At 54.8% G+C, this 21,809-nt stretch carries 22 protein-coding genes and 3 tRNA genes; 17 read left to right on the top strand and 8 right to left on the bottom strand.

Translation table 11 applies throughout. The annotated features are described in order from the left end of the window. Window positions 1–27: 27 nt before the first annotated feature. Window positions 28–486, bottom strand: a complete 459-nt coding sequence (locus tag ACREYP_RS19215; RefSeq protein ID WP_008460069.1) for a YbaK/EbsC family protein — start codon at window positions 484–486, stop codon at window positions 28–30. 211 nt (window positions 487–697) lie between these two features. Here ACREYP_RS19215 and ACREYP_RS19210 point away from each other — a divergent pair, with 211 nt between their 5' ends. Beyond that, window positions 698–1,003, top strand: a complete 306-nt coding sequence (locus tag ACREYP_RS19210) for a PTS sugar transporter subunit IIB (RefSeq protein ID WP_008460070.1) — start codon at window positions 698–700, stop codon at window positions 1,001–1,003. 13 nt (window positions 1,004–1,016) lie between these two features. Beyond that, on the top strand, window positions 1,017–2,363 hold the full coding sequence (locus tag ACREYP_RS19205) for a PTS cellobiose transporter subunit IIC (RefSeq protein ID WP_008460071.1): 1,347 nt from the start codon (window positions 1,017–1,019) through the stop codon (window positions 2,361–2,363). A 60-nt stretch (window positions 2,364–2,423) separates the two neighbouring features. Here ACREYP_RS19205 and fhuF read toward each other — a convergent pair whose 3' ends face one another. Further along, window positions 2,424–3,215 (bottom strand): siderophore-iron reductase FhuF, encoded by a 792-nt coding sequence (fhuF, locus tag ACREYP_RS19200; protein WP_336818383.1) that lies wholly within the window; start codon window positions 3,213–3,215, stop codon window positions 2,424–2,426. Between the two features lie 129 nt (window positions 3,216–3,344). Beyond that, window positions 3,345–4,409, bottom strand: coding sequence for a GGDEF domain-containing protein (locus ACREYP_RS19195; protein ID WP_008460073.1), 1,065 nt, complete (start codon window positions 4,407–4,409; stop codon window positions 3,345–3,347). Between the two features lie 265 nt (window positions 4,410–4,674). Between ACREYP_RS19195 and ACREYP_RS19190 the strand changes: the two genes are divergently transcribed. Continuing rightward, window positions 4,675–4,914, top strand: coding sequence for a DUF1435 domain-containing protein (locus tag ACREYP_RS19190; RefSeq protein ID WP_008460074.1), 240 nt, complete (start codon window positions 4,675–4,677; stop codon window positions 4,912–4,914). Between the two features lie 39 nt (window positions 4,915–4,953). On the opposite strand, the gene ACREYP_RS19185 is transcribed toward ACREYP_RS19190, so the two are convergent. The 4 genes from ACREYP_RS19185 to rsmC form a co-directional block, all read right to left on the bottom strand. Continuing rightward, window positions 4,954–5,040 (bottom strand) — tRNA-Leu (locus ACREYP_RS19185). A 47-nt stretch (window positions 5,041–5,087) separates the two neighbouring features. Further along, window positions 5,088–5,174 (bottom strand) — tRNA-Leu (locus tag ACREYP_RS19180). Window positions 5,175–5,205: 31 nt separating this feature from the next. After that, window positions 5,206–5,292, bottom strand: a tRNA-Leu gene (locus ACREYP_RS19175). Window positions 5,293–5,413: 121 nt separating this feature from the next. Then, entirely contained in the window at window positions 5,414–6,445 is a 1,032-nt protein-coding gene (gene rsmC, locus ACREYP_RS19170; RefSeq protein WP_008460075.1) for a 16S rRNA (guanine(1207)-N(2))-methyltransferase RsmC, read from the bottom strand. Window positions 6,446–6,552: 107 nt separating this feature from the next. Here rsmC and ACREYP_RS19165 point away from each other — a divergent pair, with 107 nt between their 5' ends. The 14 genes from ACREYP_RS19165 to yjjJ all read left to right on the top strand — a co-directional run bounded on the left by ACREYP_RS19165 (window position 6,553) and on the right by yjjJ (window position 20,744). Then, entirely contained in the window at window positions 6,553–6,972 is a 420-nt protein-coding gene (locus tag ACREYP_RS19165; RefSeq protein WP_008460076.1) for a DNA polymerase III subunit psi, read from the top strand. Then, window positions 6,941–7,384 carry a ribosomal protein S18-alanine N-acetyltransferase gene (gene rimI, locus ACREYP_RS19160; RefSeq protein WP_336818384.1) on the top strand — a complete coding sequence of 148 codons (444 nt, stop codon included), beginning with the start codon at window positions 6,941–6,943 and terminating at the stop codon, window positions 7,382–7,384. Before ACREYP_RS19165 ends, rimI begins: the two co-directional genes overlap by 32 nt. An 18-nt stretch (window positions 7,385–7,402) precedes the next feature. Further along, window positions 7,403–8,080 carry a pyrimidine 5'-nucleotidase gene (gene yjjG / locus ACREYP_RS19155; RefSeq protein WP_008460080.1) on the top strand — a complete coding sequence of 226 codons (678 nt, stop codon included), beginning with the start codon at window positions 7,403–7,405 and terminating at the stop codon, window positions 8,078–8,080. A 100-nt stretch (window positions 8,081–8,180) separates the two neighbouring features. After that, a complete protein-coding gene (prfC, locus tag ACREYP_RS19150) occupies window positions 8,181–9,770 on the top strand; it encodes a peptide chain release factor 3 (protein WP_008460083.1) in 1,590 nt (529 codons plus the stop codon). A gap of 315 nt (window positions 9,771–10,085) precedes the next feature. Then, window positions 10,086–10,697, top strand: a complete 612-nt coding sequence (gene osmY, locus ACREYP_RS19145; protein WP_008460085.1) for a molecular chaperone OsmY — start codon at window positions 10,086–10,088, stop codon at window positions 10,695–10,697. A 133-nt stretch (window positions 10,698–10,830) separates the two neighbouring features. Continuing rightward, complete coding sequence (locus tag ACREYP_RS19140; RefSeq protein ID WP_007373037.1) at window positions 10,831–10,992, top strand: DUF1328 domain-containing protein; 162 nt, start codon at window positions 10,831–10,833, stop codon at window positions 10,990–10,992. 292 nt (window positions 10,993–11,284) lie between these two features. Beyond that, the gene (locus ACREYP_RS19135; RefSeq protein WP_166993459.1) at window positions 11,285–12,358 is read left to right on the top strand and encodes a patatin-like phospholipase family protein; all 1,074 of its coding nucleotides are present in this window, start codon (window positions 11,285–11,287) and stop codon (window positions 12,356–12,358) included. Further along, window positions 12,355–13,131, top strand: coding sequence for a TatD family hydrolase (locus ACREYP_RS19130; protein ID WP_336818386.1), 777 nt, complete (start codon window positions 12,355–12,357; stop codon window positions 13,129–13,131). Before ACREYP_RS19135 ends, ACREYP_RS19130 begins: the two co-directional genes overlap by 4 nt. 171 nt (window positions 13,132–13,302) lie before the next feature. After that, window positions 13,303–14,580 (top strand): NupC/NupG family nucleoside CNT transporter, encoded by a 1,278-nt coding sequence (locus ACREYP_RS19125; RefSeq protein ID WP_008460091.1) that lies wholly within the window; start codon window positions 13,303–13,305, stop codon window positions 14,578–14,580. A 345-nt stretch (window positions 14,581–14,925) separates the two neighbouring features. Next, window positions 14,926–15,705 carry a deoxyribose-phosphate aldolase gene (gene deoC / locus ACREYP_RS19120; protein WP_008460093.1) on the top strand — a complete coding sequence of 260 codons (780 nt, stop codon included), beginning with the start codon at window positions 14,926–14,928 and terminating at the stop codon, window positions 15,703–15,705. Between the two features lie 182 nt (window positions 15,706–15,887). Continuing rightward, window positions 15,888–17,210, top strand: coding sequence for a thymidine phosphorylase (gene deoA / locus ACREYP_RS19115; protein ID WP_336818387.1), 1,323 nt, complete (start codon window positions 15,888–15,890; stop codon window positions 17,208–17,210). 52 nt (window positions 17,211–17,262) lie between these two features. After that, complete coding sequence (deoB, locus tag ACREYP_RS19110) at window positions 17,263–18,486, top strand: phosphopentomutase (RefSeq protein ID WP_008460097.1); 1,224 nt, start codon at window positions 17,263–17,265, stop codon at window positions 18,484–18,486. A 59-nt stretch (window positions 18,487–18,545) separates the two neighbouring features. Continuing rightward, the gene (gene deoD / locus ACREYP_RS19105) at window positions 18,546–19,265 is read left to right on the top strand and encodes a purine-nucleoside phosphorylase (protein WP_008460099.1); all 720 of its coding nucleotides are present in this window, start codon (window positions 18,546–18,548) and stop codon (window positions 19,263–19,265) included. 150 nt (window positions 19,266–19,415) lie between these two features. Continuing rightward, window positions 19,416–20,744 (top strand): type II toxin-antitoxin system HipA family toxin YjjJ, encoded by a 1,329-nt coding sequence (yjjJ, locus tag ACREYP_RS19100; protein ID WP_336818388.1) that lies wholly within the window; start codon window positions 19,416–19,418, stop codon window positions 20,742–20,744. Here the strand turns inward: yjjJ and lplA are convergent. After that, window positions 20,741–21,757, bottom strand: a complete 1,017-nt coding sequence (gene lplA, locus ACREYP_RS19095) for a lipoate--protein ligase (RefSeq protein WP_166993469.1) — start codon at window positions 21,755–21,757, stop codon at window positions 20,741–20,743. The two genes, yjjJ and lplA, sit on opposite strands and share 4 nt — an antisense overlap. Between the last annotated feature and the right edge of the window lie 52 nt (window positions 21,758–21,809).

Raw genomic sequence — 21,809 nt, 5'->3', positions numbered from 1 at the left:
TCAAGCTTTGCGTCACTTAGACGGCAATTACTGGCAGACGTCCACCCATTTGGCGTGGGTGAGTTCGGCCATGCGTTCAGGTGAAATGCGGACGGCGCTGTGAATGGCCCCTGCGGCGGGCAACACTTCATCGTACTGGCGGAGTGAGATGTCGCAGAACACCGCCAGCGGGTTTTCCAGGCCGAACGGGCAAACGCCGCCGACCGGATGCCCGGTCCAGTTCACCACTTCATCGCTGCTGAGCATGCGCGCTTTAGAGCCAAATGCTTCTTTAAGTTTCTTATTATCAAGACGAGCATCGCCCTTCGCGACGATCAGAATAATGTCGTTTTTGACCTTTAATGAGAGCGTTTTGGCTATTTGTCCGGGGGCCACATTGTGGGCGGCGGCGGCAAGCGCGACGGTAGCGGTGCTTTGGTTTAGCTCGATGATGTCTATATCGGGGGCATGGTCGGCGAAGAATTGCCGCACGGACTGCAAACTCATGATTTTCTCCTGATCCAGGTGGCAAATAATTTCGCATAAGCTTGTGCTTTCTGTAAACCGCTTATACTTATCTCATACCCGCCTTGTCAGAAATTTCTGGATCTCCTTCACAATCACTGAAACCGGTTGCAGTAACCGGTTGCAGTAATAAATTCCGCGAGGAATACTGAATCCTGTAACCACCCCCTGTACCTAATAATAAGAGTCGTCTATGAAACGTATCCTTTTATGCTGTGCCGCTGGTATGTCTACCAGTATGGTCGTGAACAGGATGAAACAGGCCGCCCAGGATCAACATATTGAGGTTGAGATCAAGGCGGTGGGTATCGAAGAGTTCACGGATGTTATGCCTGAATTTGATTGCTGTTTACTCGGTCCGCAGATCAAATACCGTCTGGAAGATTTTAAGGCTCAGGCCGCGCCCAAACGGATCCCGGTCACGGTCATTAACTCTATGGATTACGGAATGATGCGCGGCGACAGAATTCTCGCCGACGCACTCGCGTTGATAGCCTGACAGGAGAGCCACTATGTCTTCCAACCATGCTGCTTTTAATTTAATTTTTCGGTTTGTTGAGAACTACGTTAGCCCGATAGCTGGCCGCATTTCTTCCCAGCGTCACGTGATGGCCATTCGCGACGGCTTTATTTCTGCGATGCCATTTATGATTGTCGGCTCGTTCCTGCTGGTTTTTGCTTATCCCCCGTTTTCGCCCACCACGACATGGGGCTTTGCTCGCGCCTGGCTCGACCTGGCGAAGCAGTTTGAAGGGCAGATTTTAACGCCGTTTGATATGACGATGGGCATCATGTCTATCTACATTTGTGCGGCGATCGCCTACAACCTGGGTAAACACTACGTTAAATCGCACGGGCTCGATCCTTTCATGTGCGCCATGCTGTCGCTGATGGCTTTCCTGGTGGTTGCGGCCCCGAAAACCAAAGGCACGCTGCCGGTGGACAGCCTTGGCGGCACCGGGATCTTCACCGCAATCCTGGTGGCGATTTACTGCGTAGAGATGATGCGTTTCCTGAAGGCGCATAACATCGGCATCAAGCTGCCGGACCAGGTGCCGCCGATGATCAAAAACTCCTTTGATCTGCTGATCCCGGTGCTGGTTGTGGTGCTGACGCTGTATCCGCTGAGCCTGTTTATTCAGTCCCAGTTCGATATGCTGATCCCTCAGGCCATTATGGCGCTGTTCAAACCGCTGGTGTCCGCGGCGGATTCTCTGCCGGCGATTCTCCTTGCCGTACTGATTGCTCACCTGTTGTGGTTTGCGGGTATCCACGGGGCGGCGATTGTCTCCGGGATGCTGCAGATGTTCTGGCTGACTAACCTGGGCCTTAACCAGGGCGCGCTGGCTGCCGGTGCACCTCTGCCGCATATCTTTATGGAAGCGTTCTGGACCTTCTTCATCGTGGTCGGCGGTTCCGGGGCAACGATGGGATTGGTTATCTGCTACCTGCGCAGTAAATCTGCCCACCTGCGTTCCATTGGCCGCCTGAGCATCGTGCCAACCTGCTTTAACATTAACGAACCGGTGATCTTCGGGACGCCGATTGTGATGAACCCAGTATTCTTTATTCCTTTCCTGCTGGCGCCAATGGTCAACGCCGTGCTGGCCTGGGGCGCGATGAAGCTGGATCTGATTGGTCGCGTGATTTCCGTGGTACCGTGGACCGCGCCTGCGCCAATCGGTGCCGCCTGGGCGCTGGGCTGGGACTTCCGTGCCGCAATTCTGGTGATTCTGCTGGCCTGCGTGTCGTCCATCATCTACTTCCCGTTCTTCAAAGTGTACGAGAAGCAACTGCTGGAACAGGAGAAAGAAGAAGCTCAGAGAGCGAGCGAGGAAGGGAGCCAACAGCTGGCTTAATGGTTTAGCGGAATGAAGAACGGCGGGGAAACCCGCCGTTTGCTATTTCCCCGCCGCTTGTTATTTGAGAGTGCAGTCGCCGCAGCGCTGGACGTCAGGCAGCTTATAGCGCTGGCAGCAGGTGCGTCTGACCAGAATGCCTTCACGCGAAATGACCGTGCGGTAGAGTGGATTCTCCCGGCCACATGAAAGCTGTTTTTCAAAGAAACAGGTCTGCACCAGCGCCGCCAGGCTCTGTTCATCCAGAAGTGGTTTTAGCTCGCCGAAGAACCAGTTCACCAGGTAGCCGGTGTTGCTCCAGATAAGCCGGGCGTTGATCTCTTCGCTGGCTTCCAGCGCCGCTACGACCGGCATCAAACCTTCAACGATAAACTGCTCTAGCCGCAGATGGAGCGGCAGCTCGCTTGCCCGGCAATCTTCAGTCACGTCAATCCAGAAGCATTTTGCCCGGCCCGTTTCGTGGAACTCGGCCCGCACATACTGGGGGGCAATATTCAGCGCTTTAGGCTGAGTCAGTAACGCCATCATCATCGGTGGCACCAGCAGGCCGATGTACCATTGCGCCCACAAAGACTTCAGCGGTTTGTGCTTGCGGGTAAGTTCAGGCTGGTGACGATAGATATGGTCGCCGTAGGCCGCCATCAGAGAGGTTAGCGTGGTGGGACGCTGCCACTCGCTTAGCGTCATTGCTGTGGCGGGAGCCTGTTCGTTTAATTTGATGATGTCGTTGAAGTACGGGCGGTGCGCGGCAAAATACTCCCGCAGCGAATCTGCCTGCGGGCCTGTCGCTGGGGACCAGGGAAGAACAAAGCAACCGCTGTCATCGCTGAGCTGGAGGGAGTGAAGCGCCATACTTTCGTCAGGGAGTAATCTAAATGATAATGATTAGCAATACTAACGGTGAGCGAAATCTCTGGCAAGGTGAATTCACCGCCACCGCTCGGTGATGGCTGTTTTTGCGATCTGGCGCGTTTCGCCGGGTTAATTCACGGCGAGCATTTCGTTGGTCAGGATGCTGTTTCTTCCTCGGTTTTTGGCCTGATAAAGCGCTTTATCCGCGAGGCTCAGGGCATCATCTATGCTGCCTTCAGTGAATGGCGCAAGCCCGATACTGACGGTAACGTTGGTCGCGACCTGGGTATTAAACATATGCGGGATGTCCAAATCGAAAACGCGCTGGCGGATCCTTTCCGCCGACTGCATCGCGCGTTCCGCGTCGATGTTGGTGAGCATAATCATGAACTCTTCCCCGCCGTAGCGCGTGACAAGATCCCTTGAACGCACGGCATCGCGAATCGCCGCCGAGACCCGGATCAACGCCTGGTCGCCCATCGCATGGCCGTAGTGGTCGTTGTACGACTTGAAGTGGTCGATATCCAGCAGCAAAACGAAGTGGCTGCCGCTGCCGGAGGCCTGAATGTGCTCGAGGCGGTTTTGAAAGCCGCGGCGGTTGTACAGGCCGGTTAAAGGATCGAGCATGCTGAGATCGGTCAGTGTCTCTTTTTCTTCAAGCAGTTTATTCATCAGTCGCTGGGTGAAACGGTCATTACGTTTCTGAATAATATGCTGAATAGCGATCCCGATAGCGGGCAGCGCAATGGAATAAATTACCCTCAGCCATTGGTCAACATTACCCAGCCAAAGTACGACCAGCGCCACGGGCAGGCTGTGCAGCAGGAAAGCCACAATATTATTAATAAATGCAATAGCGCCAATAAAAAGCACCGACATCAGGCTAATCACCAGAAATGAGGTGTCCAGGTCCGCGATGGCCGCGTTTTTAATGAAAATATGCACCGCCCATAATAACCCGAAAAATAACGAGATAATATTCAGGTTAATCAGCTGCTTATTATTCCACATCTGCCAGGCAAGCAAGGCCAGGCTCATCAGCAGAATGGCGACAACGGGCGGCGTTATGCGCACTGTCGAATAGAGCGGAAAGAGAATAGAAAAAGCGGCTGCCAGGGCGTTGAGCAGCAAAAATAAACGTAAAGAAAGCAGCTGCTTTGCTTTGAGTAAGGCTCGCCAGGTTTGGGCTGTCATAGAACGATTGTGTCTTGGGTAAGCGCGTCAGGTGTTGTGTGTGTCGTATTAATGAAAAGCGAGTTATCGACTTTTCTGGCAACTATTGGAATTTTTATAAGGCAAACTAAAGCCGGCGCTCAATCTATCACCTTACTGAAAATCTGTCATTAAATGACACGTCAACCCTGGCTATTTCAGCTATAGGTCGCGCACGTTTTTACGCTGACAGTTGAGAAAATTTATCATATGATATTGGTTATCATTATCATGATGGGGCGTAAAAATGCTGCAACGACGACTCGAAAGTGGCTGGAGTGTAATGGTGGCGGGGCTTGCCGTGGCGCTGCTAGCCTGCCTGGATCTCAGTTTCAGTCAGTGGCGCGTGCTGGTGGTTATCGGGCTGCTTGCCACGGCATTGATGCTCTACCATAAAACGTTAAGACACTTTGTTTTACTGCCATCGTGCGTAGCATTTGCCAGCGGATTGCTGTTGATTGTGATGAATTTGGGATCGATGAGATAAACAAGCTGGGGGAGATAAAGAGGGTCACTTCATAAGAAGTGGTGCGAAGAGAGGGACTTGAACCCTCACGTCCGTAAGGACACTAACACCTGAAGCTAGCGCGTCTACCAATTCCGCCACCTTCGCACAGTTTTCAGATTTGCATCTGAAGAGTTTTGATATCGCCTTCGCATTGGTGCGAAGAGAGGGACTTGAACCCTCACGTCCGTAAGAACACTAACACCTGAAGCTAGCGCGTCTACCAATTCCGCCACCTTCGCGCAGTGCGAACGATATCTTTCGTGGTTGTGTTGGTGCGAAGAGAGGGACTTGAACCCTCACGTCCGTAAGAACACTAACACCTGAAGCTAGCGCGTCTACCAATTCCGCCACCTTCGCATACCTGTAATACCGAAGTATCACAACCACGGAGGCGCATTCTAGATGTTTTCTGAGCTTCGTCAACACTTAATTTGATGCCGCTTTTCCGACTGATGCAAAAAGCGGCACCTTAACGCGTTTAGCGCTTTTTACCCGCCCGGGTCAGCACGGCGCGGTAAACTTTGAAGCGGCCGGTTTGAGCAATAACTTCATGACTACCAAATACTTCGTCCAGCACGTTCGGGTAGGCAAGGAAGGCGTTCGCCACGATGCGCAATTCGCCACCCATATTCAGATGGCGGGCTGCACCGCGAATAAGCTGGTGCGCTGCATCGAGGCTGGTTTGCATCCCGTCGTGGAATGGCGGGTTGGAGATGATCATGTCGAAACGGCCGTTGATTTCCGAGTAGACGTTACTGGCGATCACTTCCCCTTCAAAGCCGTTAGCGGCAAGCGTTGCGCGGCTGGCGGCGACCGCCGGTGCGCTAACGTCGCTAAGCGTGAGGCGAACTTTTGGCGAGTGGCTGGCGAGAGTAATCGCCAGGACGCCCGCGCCGCAGCCAACATCCAGCACTTTGCCTTTGGTGTGCGGCGTCAGCGTGGAAAGCAGCAGTTTGCTGCCGGTATCCAGACCGTCGCGGCTAAAGACGCCCGGCAGGGTTTTCACGGTCATCCCTTCATGAGGGTATTCACCCCACCAGCTGTTTTCATCAAACGCAGGTTGCTGCTCAAGGCGGCCATGGTACAGACCGCAGCGGCGCGCGCTGTCGATTTTTGTCAGCGGGCAAATTTCAGCCAGCATTTGCTCTGCGCTACGCACGCCAGAGCGGTTTTCGCCGACGACAAAAACATCGGTGCCAACCGGCATCAGCGACAGAATATTCATTAGCTGGAACTGAGCTTCTGGCTTGTTTTTCGGCCAGTAGTAGATAAGCGTATTGCTGTCGGCAATGTCATCCGCACTGACCACCAGGCCATATTGTGCGTTCTCACCCATCTGCGCGCTTAATACCTGCCAGTGGTGGAATTGCTGGGTGTGGGCGCGGCTGGCGGCGGTGTCGAAACGCGCCGGCAGGTCGTCTTGCATGTCACCGGCAAACAACACACGGCTCTCGGTAAAATCATCGCTGTGGCGCAGCAGTACTTCACTCGCCGGGGTAAACGCACTCATCAAATAGCTCCTGGAAAATCAGAGCGTGGATTATAGAGCTTTAATGGCGTGGATTCGATGAATTTGCTATATTTGCCGCCCGAATTACGCTCTCAACAGGTTTCGCTATGACTTCCCCTTCCCGACGCGACTGGCAGTTACAGCAACTGGGTATTACCCAGTGGGTGCTGCGCCGTCCGACGGCGTTACAGGGCGAAATTGCGGTTTCTTTGCCCGCGGGCGTGCGTTTAGTGATGGTGGCTGAGACGCTACCAGCCTTGAGCGATCCGCTGGTGAAGGACATTTTACGCAGCATAGCGTTAAGCCCCGACCAAGTAATGCAACTGACGCCGGAGCGCGCGGCAATGATGCCGCCTGACAGCCGCTGCAATAGCTGGCGCCTGGGCGTTGAGCAGCCGCTGACGCTCAGCGGCGCGCAGCTTGCGTCCCCTGCGCTTGACGAGCTTTATCACAATGGCAACGCGCGACAGGCGCTGTGGCAACAGATTTGCGAACATGAACACGATTTCTTCCCTGACGCCGAATGATTTGGCGGACGCGTATGCCATTGAGCTGCGCAGTCATGCTTTTCCCTGGAGTGAAAAAACCTTTGCCAGCAATCAGGGCGAACGCTATTTCAATTTGCGGCTGGACGTTGACGGCAAACTTGCCGCTTTTGCGGTGACGCAGGTCATTCTCGATGAAGCCACGCTGTTCAACATTGCGGTTGATCCAGCGTATCAGCGGCAAGGGCTTGGGAAAGCGCTGCTTGAGCATCTTATTGTCGAGCTTGAAAAACGGGATGTCTTTACGCTGTGGCTGGAGGTGCGTGCCTCTAACGTTGCGGCGAGAACCTTGTACGAAAGCCTGGGCTTTAACGAAGCGACGGTGCGTCGCAATTATTATCCTGCAAAAGAAGGTCGGGAAGACGCGATCGTGATGGCGCTCCCCCTTGGTTAATTTTTAAAAGGTGTGTGGATGAACTGGGACTGGATTTTATTCGATGCGGACGAAACGCTGTTTACCTTTGACGCGTTCGGCGGTTTGCAGCGCATGTTTCTCGATTACAGCGTGACCTTTACCGCAGATGATTTCCAGGAGTACCAGGCGGTAAACAAGCCGCTGTGGGTCGACTACCAGAACGGGGCGATTACCGCGCTGCAGCTGCAGCTCAGGCGTTTTGAGGACTGGGCAGGGCGGCTGAATGTGCCGTCAGCAGAGCTGAACGATGCGTTTTTATCCGCCATGGCCGAAATTTGCGCCCCGCTGCCCGGGGCGGTTTCTCTCCTGAATGCGCTGAAGGGCAAGGCTAAACTTGGCATTATTACCAACGGCTTTACCGCGCTGCAGCAGACTCGCCTCGAGCGCACCGGCCTGCGTGACTATTTCGACCTGCTGGTGATTTCCGAGCAGGTAGGGGTAGCCAAACCCGATCGCCGTATTTTCGACTATACCTTCGAGCAGATGAACCAGCCGCCGCGCGACCGCGTTTTGATGGTCGGCGACACGGCAGAATCTGACATTCTGGGCGGTATCAACGCCGGGATAGCAACCTGCTGGCTTAACGCCCACGGGCGCACCGCGCCGCAAGGCATTGAACCGACCTGGCAGGTCACCTCGCTAAGTGAACTGGAGCAACTGCTGTGTAAGCCATGATTGTTGATTGTTAAACCCGCAATGATGGGTAAAATAGCCGCCAAATAACGTTCACTCGCCGCGTGGCTCAAGGCCGCGCGCACTTACAGAAGATGTAATTATGACTTTGTCTCCTTATCTGCAAGAGGTGGCTAAACGCCGCACTTTTGCCATTATTTCTCACCCGGATGCCGGTAAAACGACCATCACCGAAAAGGTGCTGCTGTTCGGACAGGCTATCCAGACCGCCGGGACGGTAAAAGGCCGTGGCTCAAGCCAGCACGCCAAATCCGACTGGATGGAGATGGAAAAACAGCGTGGGATCTCGATCACCACCTCGGTGATGCAGTTCCCGTATCGCGACAGCCTGGTCAACCTGCTGGATACTCCGGGGCACGAAGACTTCTCCGAAGATACCTACCGTACCCTGACCGCGGTTGACTGCTGCCTGATGGTTATCGATGCCGCAAAAGGCGTAGAAGATCGTACCCGTAAGCTGATGGAAGTTACCCGTCTGCGCGACACGCCGATCATCACCTTCATGAACAAACTGGACCGCGACATTCGCGATCCAATGGAAGTGCTGGATGAAGTTGAGCGCGAGCTGAAGATTGGCTGTGCGCCAATCACCTGGCCAATCGGCTGCGGCAAGCTGTTCAAAGGGGTTTACCATCTTTATAAAGATGAAACCTACCTCTACCAGACCGGTAAAGGCCACACGATCCAGGAAGTGCGCATCGTGAAAGGGTTGAGCAACCCGGAACTCGACGCAGCCGTCGGGGAAGATCTTGCTCTGCAGCTGCGTGAGGAGCTGGAGCTGGTGCAGGGGGCTTCCAACGAATTCGACCATGAACTGTTCCTGGCCGGTGAAATCACCCCGGTATTCTTCGGCACCGCGCTGGGCAACTTCGGCGTCGACCACATGCTGGATGGTCTGGTTGAGTGGGCGCCGGCTCCGATGCCGCGTAAAACCGACACGCGTCTGGTGGATGCGGCGGACGAGAAGTTCACCGGTTTTGTCTTTAAGATCCAGGCCAACATGGACCCGAAACACCGTGACCGCGTCGCCTTTATGCGCGTGGTGTCCGGTAAGTATGAAAAAGGCATGAAGCTGCGCCAGGTGCGTATCGGGAAAGACGTGATTATTTCTGACGCGCTGACCTTTATGGCCGGGGATCGTTCTCACGTGGAAGAAGCCTATCCGGGCGATATTATCGGCCTGCACAACCACGGCACGATTCAGATCGGCGACACCTTTACCCAGGGCGAAATGATGAAGTTCACCGGTATTCCGAACTTCGCCCCGGAACTGTTCCGCCGTATTCGCCTGCGCGATCCGCTTAAGCAGAAGCAGTTGCTTAAAGGCCTGGTGCAGCTGTCTGAAGAAGGCGCGGTACAGGTGTTCCGTCCTATTGCCAACAACGACCTTATTGTTGGTGCGGTTGGGGTTCTGCAGTTCGATGTGGTCGTTGCTCGCCTGAAAAGCGAGTACAACGTGGAAGCGATTTACGAATCGGTCAACGTGGCGACGGCGCGTTGGGTTGAAGGGAATGACGTTAAGAAGTTTGAAGAATTCAAACGTAAAAACGAAGTTCAGTTAGCGCTGGATGGCGGCGACAACCTGACCTATATTGCCCCAACGATGGTAAATCTGAACATTACCCAGGAACGTTACCCTGACGTGACCTTCCGTAAAACGCGCGAGCACTAATTATCAGCCAGAGCGCGGCGTTCGCCGCGCTCTTCACACTTTCCCTGTCTTTTTAATCCCTTGCAGAATCCTCTTAATTTCCCGCGAATCCTGCGTCATTGCTGATTTTTCCATCAACACGTCATGCACTTTTATGATTGTGATCTATATTTAACAAAGTGATGACAATTTTATTGGATTAAAGCTCCGGGAATTAATCATTTTCTGGTGTCTTGTTGGCGTTTCTCATGTCATCTCAATATTAATAGCTGATTTTTTTCAGCTTACGGGAAGCGAGAAAGCTCAAATGATGAGCAAACCTACAGGAATTAATCGATGACTACGACTAAGATTTCAAAAACTCTGCTGGCGGTTGTGTTGGGTTCTGTACTGGCAAGCACCAGCGCCTTTGCGGAAGACACTCTGCTTAATAAAACGGAATCTACCGCCGATAGTGCAGGGAAAAAAATCGATAGCTCCATGACGAAAGTCGGTAATTTCATGGACGACAGCGGCATCACAGCGAAAGTCAAAGCAGCCCTGGTTGACGATAAAAATATCAAAAGTACCGATATTTCGGTCAAAACCGACAATAAAGTGGTCACCCTGAGCGGTTTTGTTGAGAGCCAGGCTCAGGCCGAGCAGGCCGTCGCCACGGCGAAAAAAGTGGAAGGCGTAACCTCGGTGAGCGACAAACTTCACGTTCGCGATGTGAAAACACAGTCGGTGAAAGGCTATGCCGGTGATGCGGCCACGACCAGCGAGATCAAAGCGAAATTGTTGGCCGACAGCATTGTGCCGTCGCGCCATATCAAAGTAGAAACCACTGACGGCGTGGTTCAGCTGTCCGGCGAGGTGAAATCCGCCGCTCAGTCTGAGAAGGCTGAAAGCATTGCCAAAGCTGTTGAAGGCGTGAAAAGCGTTAAAAACGATCTGAAAGTGAAGTAAAGCAGCACCCGAAATGGCTTTCTGGACGCGTGCCGGGAAGCCATAAGCACCACCCTTATACATTATCGCCTGCGGGTTAGCCATTTGGCGCCCGTGAAGAAGCGATAAGATTAACTATGGTTAAGGAGAGTCTATGTTTCGTTGGGGCATTATTTTTCTGGTAATAGCGTTGATCGCTGCGGCCCTGGGCTTCGGTGGTCTGGCGGGTACCGCAGCAGGTGCTGCAAAAATTGTCTTTATCGTCGGGATCATTCTGTTCCTGGTCAGCCTGTTTATGGGGCGCAGACGTCCTTAGCAACGCTCATTGAGTAACATGCCGATACAAAAGAAAAGCCAGTCCTCGTGACTGGCTTTATAGTGTCGACAAACCGCTGTCGACAGAAAAGAACGACCAGACGGCTCGTTAAAAAAAACAGGAAAATCAATTCATTGATTTTCGGCTGCTCACCACAAAGAGGGAAAAACCACGCCTTTTCCCGCTTTGTCAGCAACCTTAAGCCAGTCCTCGTGACTGGCTTTCGCCGTTTTACTTAGCGCGCTATGGGTATAGGGTAGAAATTCACAACAACAGCAATTCAGGAAAGCAGGTGGGAAATCGTATACCCGTAACGCTCGGCAATATTGCGCCGCTGGCGACTAAACCTTTTCGTCCTGGAAAACTCGCTCTGATTTGTGAAGGGGGCGGGCAGCGCGGGATCTTTACGGCTGGGGTTCTGGACGAGTTTATGCGCGCGGAATTCAACCCTTTTGATCTGTTCCTTGGTACCTCTGCCGGGGCGCAGAATCTTTCCGCTTACGTTTGTAACCAGCCGGGATACGCGCGTCGCGTCATCACGCGCTTCACGACGACGAGGGATTTCTTCAATCCGCTCCGCTTTGCGCGCGGAGGGCATCTGATCGATCTCGACTGGCTGATTGAGTCGACCGCCGCCAGACTGCCGCTGTCGATGTCCAGTGCCGACCCGCTGTTTGAACAGGGAAAAGAGTTCTTTATGTGCGCCTGCCGCAGTGATGACTATGCGGCGAATTACTTTTCGCCGACCACGGATACCTGGCTAAATTTGCTGAAAGCCTCCAGCGCCATTCCCGGTTTTTACCGCTCAGGCGTGGATATTGACGGCGTCAGCTATCAGGACGGCGGCATCAGCGATGCGGTGCCTGTGCGGGAAGCGGTTAATCGCGGGGCAGATACGCTGGTGGTCATTCGCACCGTACCTTCACAGATGTACTACACGCCGCAGTGGTTCAAACATATGGAACGCTGGCTGGGCGACAGCAGCCTGCAGCCGCTGTTGAATCTGGTGCAGCACCACGAGGAAAGCTACCGTGAAATCCAAAGCTTCATTGAGAAGCCGCCCGGTAAACTGCGAATCTTTGAGATTTACCCCCCGAAAGCGCTATTAAGCAGCGCGCTCGGCAGCCGCCTGCCTTCATTGACGGCGGATTATCAAACGGGGCGCTTGTGCGGGCGCTATTTCCTGGCCACCATTGGCAAACTGCTGGTGGCTAAACCGCCGTTAAGGCGTCATTTGCCGCGCATTAATACGCCCGGCCCGTTGGTCATTCCTCCTGCTGCGGCGGCAAACGAATCGCTGGTCAAGCCGATTAGCCCTGGCCTGCAGGCGAATGATGCGGCGTTTGATAATGAGGATCTCGCGTGAGTTTTACGTTCTACGACACCCATTGCCACTTTGATTTTCCCCCCTTCACCGGGGATGAAGAGCACAGCCTCGCGCTGGCCGCTGAGGCCGGGGTTCGTAAAATCATTGTGCCAGCAATAGAAGCGGGGCGTTTCAATCGCGTACTCGCGCTGGCGCAGAATTATCCGGCGCTTTATGCCTCCCTGGGTATGCATCCGATTGTGATTGAAAAACATGATGATACGGGGCTGGCCACGCTGGAGGATCTTTTGCGGCAAAAGCCGGAGAAGCTGATCGCCATCGGTGAGATTGGGCTGGATCTTTATCGCGAAGATCCGCAGCTAGACAGGCAGGAGTTTATCCTCAGCGAGCAGCTGAAGCTGGCAAAGCGTTACGATCTGCCGGTGCTGCTCCACTCCCGCCGTACTCACGACAAGCTGGCGCTGCACCTGAAGCGTCACAACTTGCCCAGAACCGGCGTGGTGCATGGTTTTGCCGGTAGCTTACAGCAGGCGGAACGGTTTATTGCAATGGGCTATCGCATTGGCGTCGGTGGCACCATCACCTATCCGCGAGCCAGCAAAACCCGGGATGTGATGGCCCGTTTGCCGCTTTCATCGCTGTTGCTGGAAACCGATGCGCCGGATATGCCGCTGAACGGCTGGCAGGGGCAGCCCAACCGGCCGGAACGTGCCGCCAGGGTCTTCGATGCGCTGTGTGAATTACGCCCGGAGCCCGCAGAAATCATTGCTAATGCCTTGAAAAACAACGCAGACGAATTATTCGCCTTCTAATGAGTCGCCCTCAAAGTGTGATATTCATCACCTTGCTATGTAAATGTTTCTATACATTTCGCCCTACACGTGATTGCTCCGGCACTTTTCTCGCCCCTGTGGTTATAATCCGCGCGCTAAAAAGGGGCTGCTAAAGCCCGAATCTTTCCAGTTGATACACAGGGATACTGTATGCAAATACTCATGGGATTGATCGGCATGGTGGCATTGCTGCTGATCGCCGTTTTACTTTCCAGCAACCGCAAAGCGATCAACCTGCGCACCGTCATTGGTGCGTGGCTTATCCAGATCGGTATCGGGGCGCTGATCCTTTACGTTCCGGTCGGGCGTAAAGTCCTGCTCGCGATGTCTGAAGGGGTGGCTAATGTCATCGCCTACGGCAATTCAGGGATTTCTTTCCTGTTTGGCGGGCTGGTGTCTGACAAAATGTTTGAAGTCTTTGGCGGCGGCGGCTTTATCTTTGCGCTGCGCGTCCTGCCGATCATCGTCTTCTTCTCCTCTCTGATCGCCGTACTTTACTACCTCGGCGTGATGCAGTTAGTGATCCGTATTCTCGGCGGCGGCCTTCGTAAGGTATTGAAAACCTCCCGCACCGAATCCTTATCGGCGACGGCGAATATTTTCGTTGGCCAAACCGAAGCGCCGCTTGTGGTTCGCCCTTACATCTCGACCATGACTCGCTCTGAGCTGTTTGCCGTGATGTGCGGTGGCCTTGCCTCCGTGGCGGGCTCCGTGCTGGCGGGCTACGCGCAGATGGGCGTGCCGCTGGAATACCTGATTGCCGCATCCTTTATGGCCGCACCGGGCGGGCTGCTGTTTGCCAAGATAATGCTGCCTGAAACGGAAACCCCGAACGACACGCCGGAGCTGGAGTCGATGAAAAACGACCCAGATCGCCCGGCTAACGTGCTGGATGCGGCGGCCTCGGGCGCAGCCTCCGGGATGCAGCTGGCGCTGAACGTCGGGGCGATGCTGCTGGCGTTTGTGGCGCTGATTGCCCTGTTGAACGGGATGCTTTCCGGTATCGGCGGCTGGTTCAACTATCCGCAGCTTTCGCTGGAGTTGATGCTGGGCTGGGTGTTCTCCCCGGTAGCTTGGCTGATTGGCGTGCCGTGGAGCGAGGCGATGGTGGCCGGATCGTTTATCGGCCAGAAGCTGATCATCAACGAGTTCGTTGCTTACCTGAACTTCGGCGCTTACCTGAAGGATGATGCCGAAGTGGCTGCGGCGGGCCTGCAGGTGCTGTCCGGCCATACCAAAGCAATTATCTCCTTCGCGCTGTGCGGATTTGCTAACCTTTCTTCTATCGCCATTCTGATCGGTGGCCTGGGCAGCATGGCGCCAAACCGTCGGCACGATGTGGCTCAGCTGGGCATGAAGGCCGTGGCGGCGGGGACGCTGTCTAACCTGATGAGCGCCACCATCGCCGGGCTTTTCCTGGCGCTGTAGCCTGCAATATAAATGTTATAATAATAACATTAAGCGGTAACCGATGGCTGGCGCCCTGCCAGCCATTTTCTTGTGTCCTGGCGCAATTTAGCGCGTTATTTTGTTCCTTTAATCACATATACTCTATGAAAGCTTGCAATTCACGCTTTGGCTTTTGTGAGGCGAGACACAAAATTGCATCGGTGGTGGGTGTTAGAATTCTAACATTGCAACCGGCAATGTGCGGTGAGAAGGATCTCAACGTGAGGGTGACTCAGGTGACCACTCTTCTTCAAGGAACCAAGTCCGCTCCAACGTGTTGAGTTTCCAGGCCGGAGACTTATTTCCCTTTTGTTGGAGAGCGTTATGACCGATTTAACCCAAAGCAGCCTGCGTGCGCTGAAACTGATGGATCTGACTACCCTGAACGACGATGACACTAACGAGAAAGTCATCGCTCTGTGCCATCAGGCAAAAACCCCAGTCGGCAACACCGCTGCGATTTGTATCTATCCGCGTTTCATCCCAATCGCCCGTAAAACCCTGAAAGAGCAGGGCACCCCAGACATCCGCATTGCGACCGTGACCAACTTCCCACACGGTAACGACGATATCGACATCGCGCTGGCAGAAACCCGCGCCGCTATCGCTTACGGTGCAGACGAAGTGGACGTGGTGTTCCCATACCGGGCGCTGATTGCCGGTAACGAGCAGGTAGGCTTCGACCTGGTGAAAGCGTGTAAAGACGCCTGCGCCAGCGCTAACGTACTGCTGAAAGTGATCATCGAAACCGGCGAGCTGAAGACCGAAGAGCTGATCCGCAAAGCGTCTACTATCGCGATTAAAGCCGGTGCCGACTTTATCAAAACCTCGACCGGTAAAGTGCCGGTTAACGCCACGCCGGAAAGCGCTCGCATCATGATGGAAGTGATCCGCGATATGGGCGTGGAAAAAACTGTAGGCTTCAAACCAGCCGGTGGCGTTCGCTCCGCTGAAGATGCTGCGCAGTTCCTGGCTATCGCGGACGATCTGTTCGGCGCCGACTGGGCCGACTCCCGTCATTACCGCTTCGGGGCGTCCAGCCTGTTAGCCAGCCTGCTGAAAGCGCTGGGCCATGGGGACGGTAAAAGCGCCAGCAGCTACTAATTACTCGTCATACTTCAAGCCGCAGGTGCGTTAGCTGCACTCCCTCACCGCAGTCACTTACTTCAGTAAGCTCCTGGGGATGGGCTCTTTTGCCTTCTGCCTGCGACTCGAATTATCCAGAGTAATCTTTAATTGCGGCGGGTTTTCCGCCGCTCTTTACCCGCATTTCCCAGGGGGTTGCCGTGTTTCTCGCACAAGAAATTATTCGTAAAAAACGTGATGGCCTGGTACTGAGCGACGAAGAGATTCGCTTCTTTATCAACGGTATTCGCGACAACACCGTCTCTGAAGGGCAAATTGCTGCTCTGGCGATGACCATTTTCTTCCACGACATGACAATGCCGGAAAGGGTGTCGCTGACAATGGCGATGCGGGATTCCGGCACCGTGCTGGACTGGAAAAGCCTTAACCTCAACGGCCCGATTGTGGATAAACATTCCACCGGCGGCGTGGGGGATGTCACTTCGCTGATGCTTGGCCCAATGGTGGCGGCCTGCGGTGGCTATGTGCCGATGATTTCAGGCCGTGGCCTGGGGCACACCGGCGGGACGCTGGACAAGCTCGAGGCGATTCCGGGCTTCGATATCTTCCCGGACGATAACCGCTTCCGCGACATTATTAAGGACGTCGGCGTGGCCATCATCGGCCAGACCAGCTCGCTGGCACCGGCGGACAAACGTTTTTATGCCACCCGCGACATTACCGCGACGGTGGATTCTATCCCGCTTATCACCGCTTCCATTCTGGCGAAAAAACTGGCCGAAGGGCTGGACGCGCTGGTGATGGACGTGAAAGTAGGCAGCGGCGCATTTATGCCGACTTACGAGCTGTCAGCTCAGCTGGCAGAGGCTATCGTTGGCGTTTCCAACGGCGCAGGCGTGAAGACCACCGCGCTGCTGACGGACATGAACCAGGTGCTGGCTTCCAGCGCGGGTAACGCCGTGGAAGTCCGTGAAGCGGTACAGTTCCTCACGGGGGAATACCGCAACCCGCGTCTGTTCGATGTGACAATGGCGCTGTGCGTGGAAATGCTGATTTCCGGCAAGCTTGCCAAAGACGAAATTGAAGCACGCGCGAAGCTTCAGGCGGTGCTGGACAACGGCAAAGCAGCCGAAGTGTTTGGCCGCATGGTTGCCGCGCAGAAAGGCCCGAGTGACTTCGTTGAAAATTACGCGAAGTACCTGCCGACGGCAATGCTGAGCAAGGCAGTGTATGCCGAAGCGTCCGGGTTTGTTTCGGCGATGGACACTCGCGCGCTGGGCATGGCGGTGGTGTCGATGGGCGGCGGTCGGCGTCAGGCTTCCGACACCATTGATTACACCGTCGGCTTTACCGACATGGCGCGTCTGGGAGAATCTATCGACGGCGAACGTCCGCTGGCGGTGATCCACGCCAAAGACGAAGCCAGCTGGCAGGAAGCCGCGAAGGCGGTGAAAGCGGCAATCAGCATTGACGAAAAAGCACCGCAGGAAACACCAACGGTCTATCGCCGAATCACCGAATAACGGTATACTGATCTGATCCCTATTTTATAGAGCACAAGGTACGGAGAATAATATGAAACGTGCGTTTATTATGGTGCTGGACTCTTTCGGCATCGGTGCTACCGAAGACGCAGAGCGCTTCGGAGATGTCGGCTCTGATACCCTCGGTCACATCGCGGAGGCTTGCGCTAAAGGCGAAGCTGACAAAGGCCGTAAAGGCCCCCTGAACCTGCCTAACCTGACTCGTCTTGGGCTGGTAAAAGCTCATGAAGGCTCCACCGGCAAAGTGGCAGCAGGCATGGACGGTAACGCAGAAGTTATCGGCGCTTACGGCTGGGCACACGAGCTTTCTTCCGGCAAAGACACCCCGTCTGGCCACTGGGAAATCGCCGGCGTGCCGGTTCTGTTTGACTGGGGCTATTTCAGCGACCACGACAACAGCTTCCCGCAGGAGCTGCTGGACAAACTGGTCAAGCGTGCCAACCTGCCGGGCTACCTCGGCAACTGCCACTCTTCCGGGACCGTGATCCTGGACGAGCTGGGTGAAGAGCACATGAAAACCGGGAAACCGATTTTCTATACCTCCGCTGACTCCGTGTTCCAGATTGCCTGCCACGAAGAAACCTACGGCCTGGATAAGCTTTATGAGCTGTGTGAAATCGCGCGCGAAGAGCTGACCGAAGGCGGCTACAACATTGGCCGCGTTATCGCGCGTCCGTTTGTTGGCGATAAAGCGGGTAACTTCCAGCGTACCGGCAACCGTCACGACTTAGCGGTCGAGCCACCTGCCGCCACCGTGCTGCAGAAGCTGGTTGATGAGAAGCAGGGCCAGGTTGTTTCCGTGGGTAAAATTGCGGACATCTACGCCAACTGCGGCATCACTAAAAAAGTGAAGGCAACCGGTCTGGATGCGCTGTTCGACGCCACCATCAAAGAGATGAAAGAAGCCGGCGACGACACCATCGTGTTCACCAACTTCGTCGACTTTGACTCCTCCTGGGGCCACCGTCGCGACGTAGCCGGCTACGCGGGCGGCCTTGAGCTGTTCGACCGTCGCCTGCCAGAGCTGATGGCGCTGCTGAAAGAGGACGATATTCTGATCCTTACCGCGGACCACGGCTGTGACCCAACCTGGCAGGGTACCGACCATACTCGCGAGCACATTCCGGTGCTGATCTACGGCCCGAAAGTGAAAGCCGGTTCTCTTGGCCACCGCGAAACCTTCGCGGATATCGGCCAGACGGTAGCGAAGTACTTCGGTCTTTCCGACATGGACTACGGCAAAAACATGCTGTGATCCCTTTGGGCGGGCGGTTGCCCGCCTGATTGCTAACTTTTAAAATCAAGGAATACACAATGGCTACGCCACACATTAACGCAGAAATGGGCGATTTCGCTGACGTAGTACTGATGCCGGGTGACCCGCTGCGCGCCAAGCACATCGCGGAAACCTTCCTGGAAGACGTGCGTGAAGTGAACAACGTGCGCGGCATGCTCGGATTCACCGGGACTTACAAAGGCCGTAAGATCTCCGTTATGGGCCATGGTATGGGCATCCCATCCTGCTCCATCTACGCGAAAGAGCTAATCACCGACTTCGGCGTGAAGAAAATCATTCGCGTGGGTTCCTGCGGCGCGGTTCGTGCAGACGTTAAGCTACGCGACGTGGTGATCGGTATGGGCGCGTGTACTGACTCTAAAGTTAACCGCCTGCGCTTCAAGGATCACGACTTCGCGGCTATCGCGGACTTCGATATGGTTCGTAACGCGGTTGATGCGGCAAAAGCGCTGGGCGTTGACGCTCGCGTGGGCAACATCTTTTCTGCAGACCTGTTCTACACGCCGGATCCGTCCATGTTCGACGTGATGGAAAAATACGGCATTCTGGGTGTGGAAATGGAAGCTGCCGGGATCTACGGCGTAGCGGCTGAGTTCGGTGCAAAAGCGCTGACCATCTGCACCGTGTCTGACCACATCCGTACTCACGAGCAGACCACCGCCGCTGAGCGTCAGACTACCTTCAACGACATGATCAAAATTGCTCTGGAATCCGTCCTGCTGGGCGACAAAGAGTAAGTTTTTCTTCTCGTTTAAAGGGCGCCTTAGGGCGCCTTTTTTATGCCATTTATCTATTCATTTTATTTCTTATTTTGGGTTAATCCTCTTTACCTATCTGGCATTCAAGACTATAAATAAATTCAAGTATCTATTCATTAATCTATTCACGTGAGCGAACTAGCGGACCTTCTTCTTACCGGGCCTCTTCCAGCCAGAACGCTGGCCCAACGGCTGGGTATCAGCCAGGCGACTTTCTCTCGCCGGGTAGCGCTTGAGCCTGACGTTATCAAATTCGGTTCAGCTCGTGCGACGCTGTACGGATTAAAACACCCGGTAAGGCAGCACCGCGAATTTCAGCTCTGGCAGATTGACGACGTCGGTAAAGCCTGGGTATTTGGTGTGCTTTATCCCGTGTGGCCGAAAGGCAGTTGCCTCGTTGTGCATCACAACGGCGACAGCCGCTGGTTTGACGGGTTGCCCTGGTACCTGACCGATCTCCGGCCTCAGGGGTTTTTGGGGCGGGCCTGGGGGGGTGAGTTAGCTAAAGACAGCGATTTGCCGGAAGATATTCGGCTGTGGCGAGAAGAGGATGTGCTCCTGGCGCTCTCTGTGCAGCGGCAGGAAAATCTGGGTGGCTGGCTGGTGGGCGAAGAGAGTTATCGCCTGTGGACAGAGAATGACGTTCCCGAAGTCATTCCTCATAATGAACGCCTGAAGGTTTACGCTGAGCTTGCTCACAGGGCGATAGACGGTGAAATTGTCGGCTCATCCGCCGGAGGCGAGCAGCCTAAATTCACCTGCTACAGTGAAACGCTTCGCGGGCCACGACATGCTCTTGTGAAGTTCACCCCGGCTATGCGGAACGATAACCAGCGTCGATGGGCGGATCTACTGGCCGCTGAGGCCAGCGCTTTAACGCTGCTAAATGATGTAGGGATTGCTGCCGCACGGTGTGATCTACTTTCGACGGTTAGCGGGCAGTTCTTTCTCGAAGTTGAGCGCTTTGACTGCGTGGGCGTTTTCGGGCGGCGCAGTATTGTCTCTCTTGAAAGCGTGCAAAGTGAATATGCGGCGGGCGTGCTTAGCTGGCCTAAAGCCGTGACGCGTCTAAAAGAAGAGGGGATGGTTGAGGCCGCCACGCTTCGGCAGGTGCAGCGCATTTGGGCGTTTGGCCGACTGATTGGTAACAGCGATATGCATGCCGGGAACCTCTCTTTCTTTCTCTCTGACCGTCCGCTCGAGCTCACACCGGTCTACGATATGCTGCCTATGGCCTGGGCTCCGGGCAGTTCAGGCAATATGCGAACAGGCTGCATTGAGATTAATATTGATGCCGACGTCCCCGGCGAAGTGTGGCTCGAGATGCAGCCTTGGGCGCAGCGCTACTGGCAGGAGCTTAGCCTGAATGTGATGCTGAGCGAGCCATTCCAGCAAATTGCGGCGGGAATGGCTGAGCAAGTCGAGCGGTTAAGCGAGCGGCTTCGGCGGCTCGCTTAACGAACGGCCTGAGCAATCCAGGCTGAAAGCTCTCTCAGTTCGGCTTCCTGTTCCGGGAAGCTGTAAATCAGCGTTTCGCACTCCTGCTGCAGCAAAATACTGCGGTACAGGCAGCCTTTTAACCGGGTGGCCAGCGCTTCAAGCGGGGCAGGATTCAGGCTATCGGTGAACACCTGGGCGCGGGTGATATGCCCTTTTTCGACGTCAAAATGTAGCTCAACGCCCCCCCAGGTAAATCGGTTGTCCAGCAGGTGCGTAAAGGCCGGAGCCTGGCCAAAATTCCACTCCCAGCTGCTCTGGCGGGCAAAAGTCTCGGCAAACCCTGGCAGATTGGGGAGCGCTTCCGGGGAGATATGCTCGGCTTCCACACGCTCGCCGTAGTGGGCGAAAAACGCTGCCGTAATCGCGTCGGCTATCTGCTCGTGGGTCAGGCCTGGCTTGATGTCGCTGAGGTTGGCGACCCGGCTTCTTACGGATGTAATGCCTTTGGCCTGGAGCTTTTTCGGATCGGGATTGAGGTAGTTTGCCAGGCGGCTCAGATCGGCATTCAGCAGCAAAGTGCCGTGATGAAACCCACGATCCAGAGTTTCCCGATAGGCGGAACCTGAAATCTTGCGCGTACCTTCGGCGGTTTCGACCTCAAGGTCGTTGCGCCCGGATGCGGTGGCTTCCAGCCCAAGGCTCGCCAGGGCGTTCAGTACGATAGCCGTGGAAATACTCTTGTCGTATTCGGGTTTGCCGGCCATAAAAGTGAAGCAGGTGTTGCCCAGGTCGTGGAACACCGCGCCACCGCCGCTGCTGCGCCTTGCCAGCCGAACGTTATCTTGCTCCATGCGCCCGGTATTGCACTCTTTCCAGGGGTTCTGGGCGCGGCCAATCACCACCGTATCTGCATTACGCCATAGAAACAGAACCCGCTGAGTGGCGGGCATCTGCCGAAAAATAGTCTCTTCAACGGCCAGGTTAAACCACGGGTCGTAAGAGTCAGAGATTAGCAAACGCAAAGTCGACATAACAAAGATCCTTTTCCCAGAAGAATGGCGTCATCTTAGCATGACGCTATCT

It is taken from the genome of Enterobacter sp. TMH.L2 (assembly GCF_050847315.1).
Classification (GTDB): Bacteria; Pseudomonadota; Gammaproteobacteria; order Enterobacterales; family Enterobacteriaceae; genus Cedecea.
The sequence above is the reverse complement of the archived record's forward strand: the minus strand, read 5'-3'. Positions and strand labels throughout refer to the sequence as shown.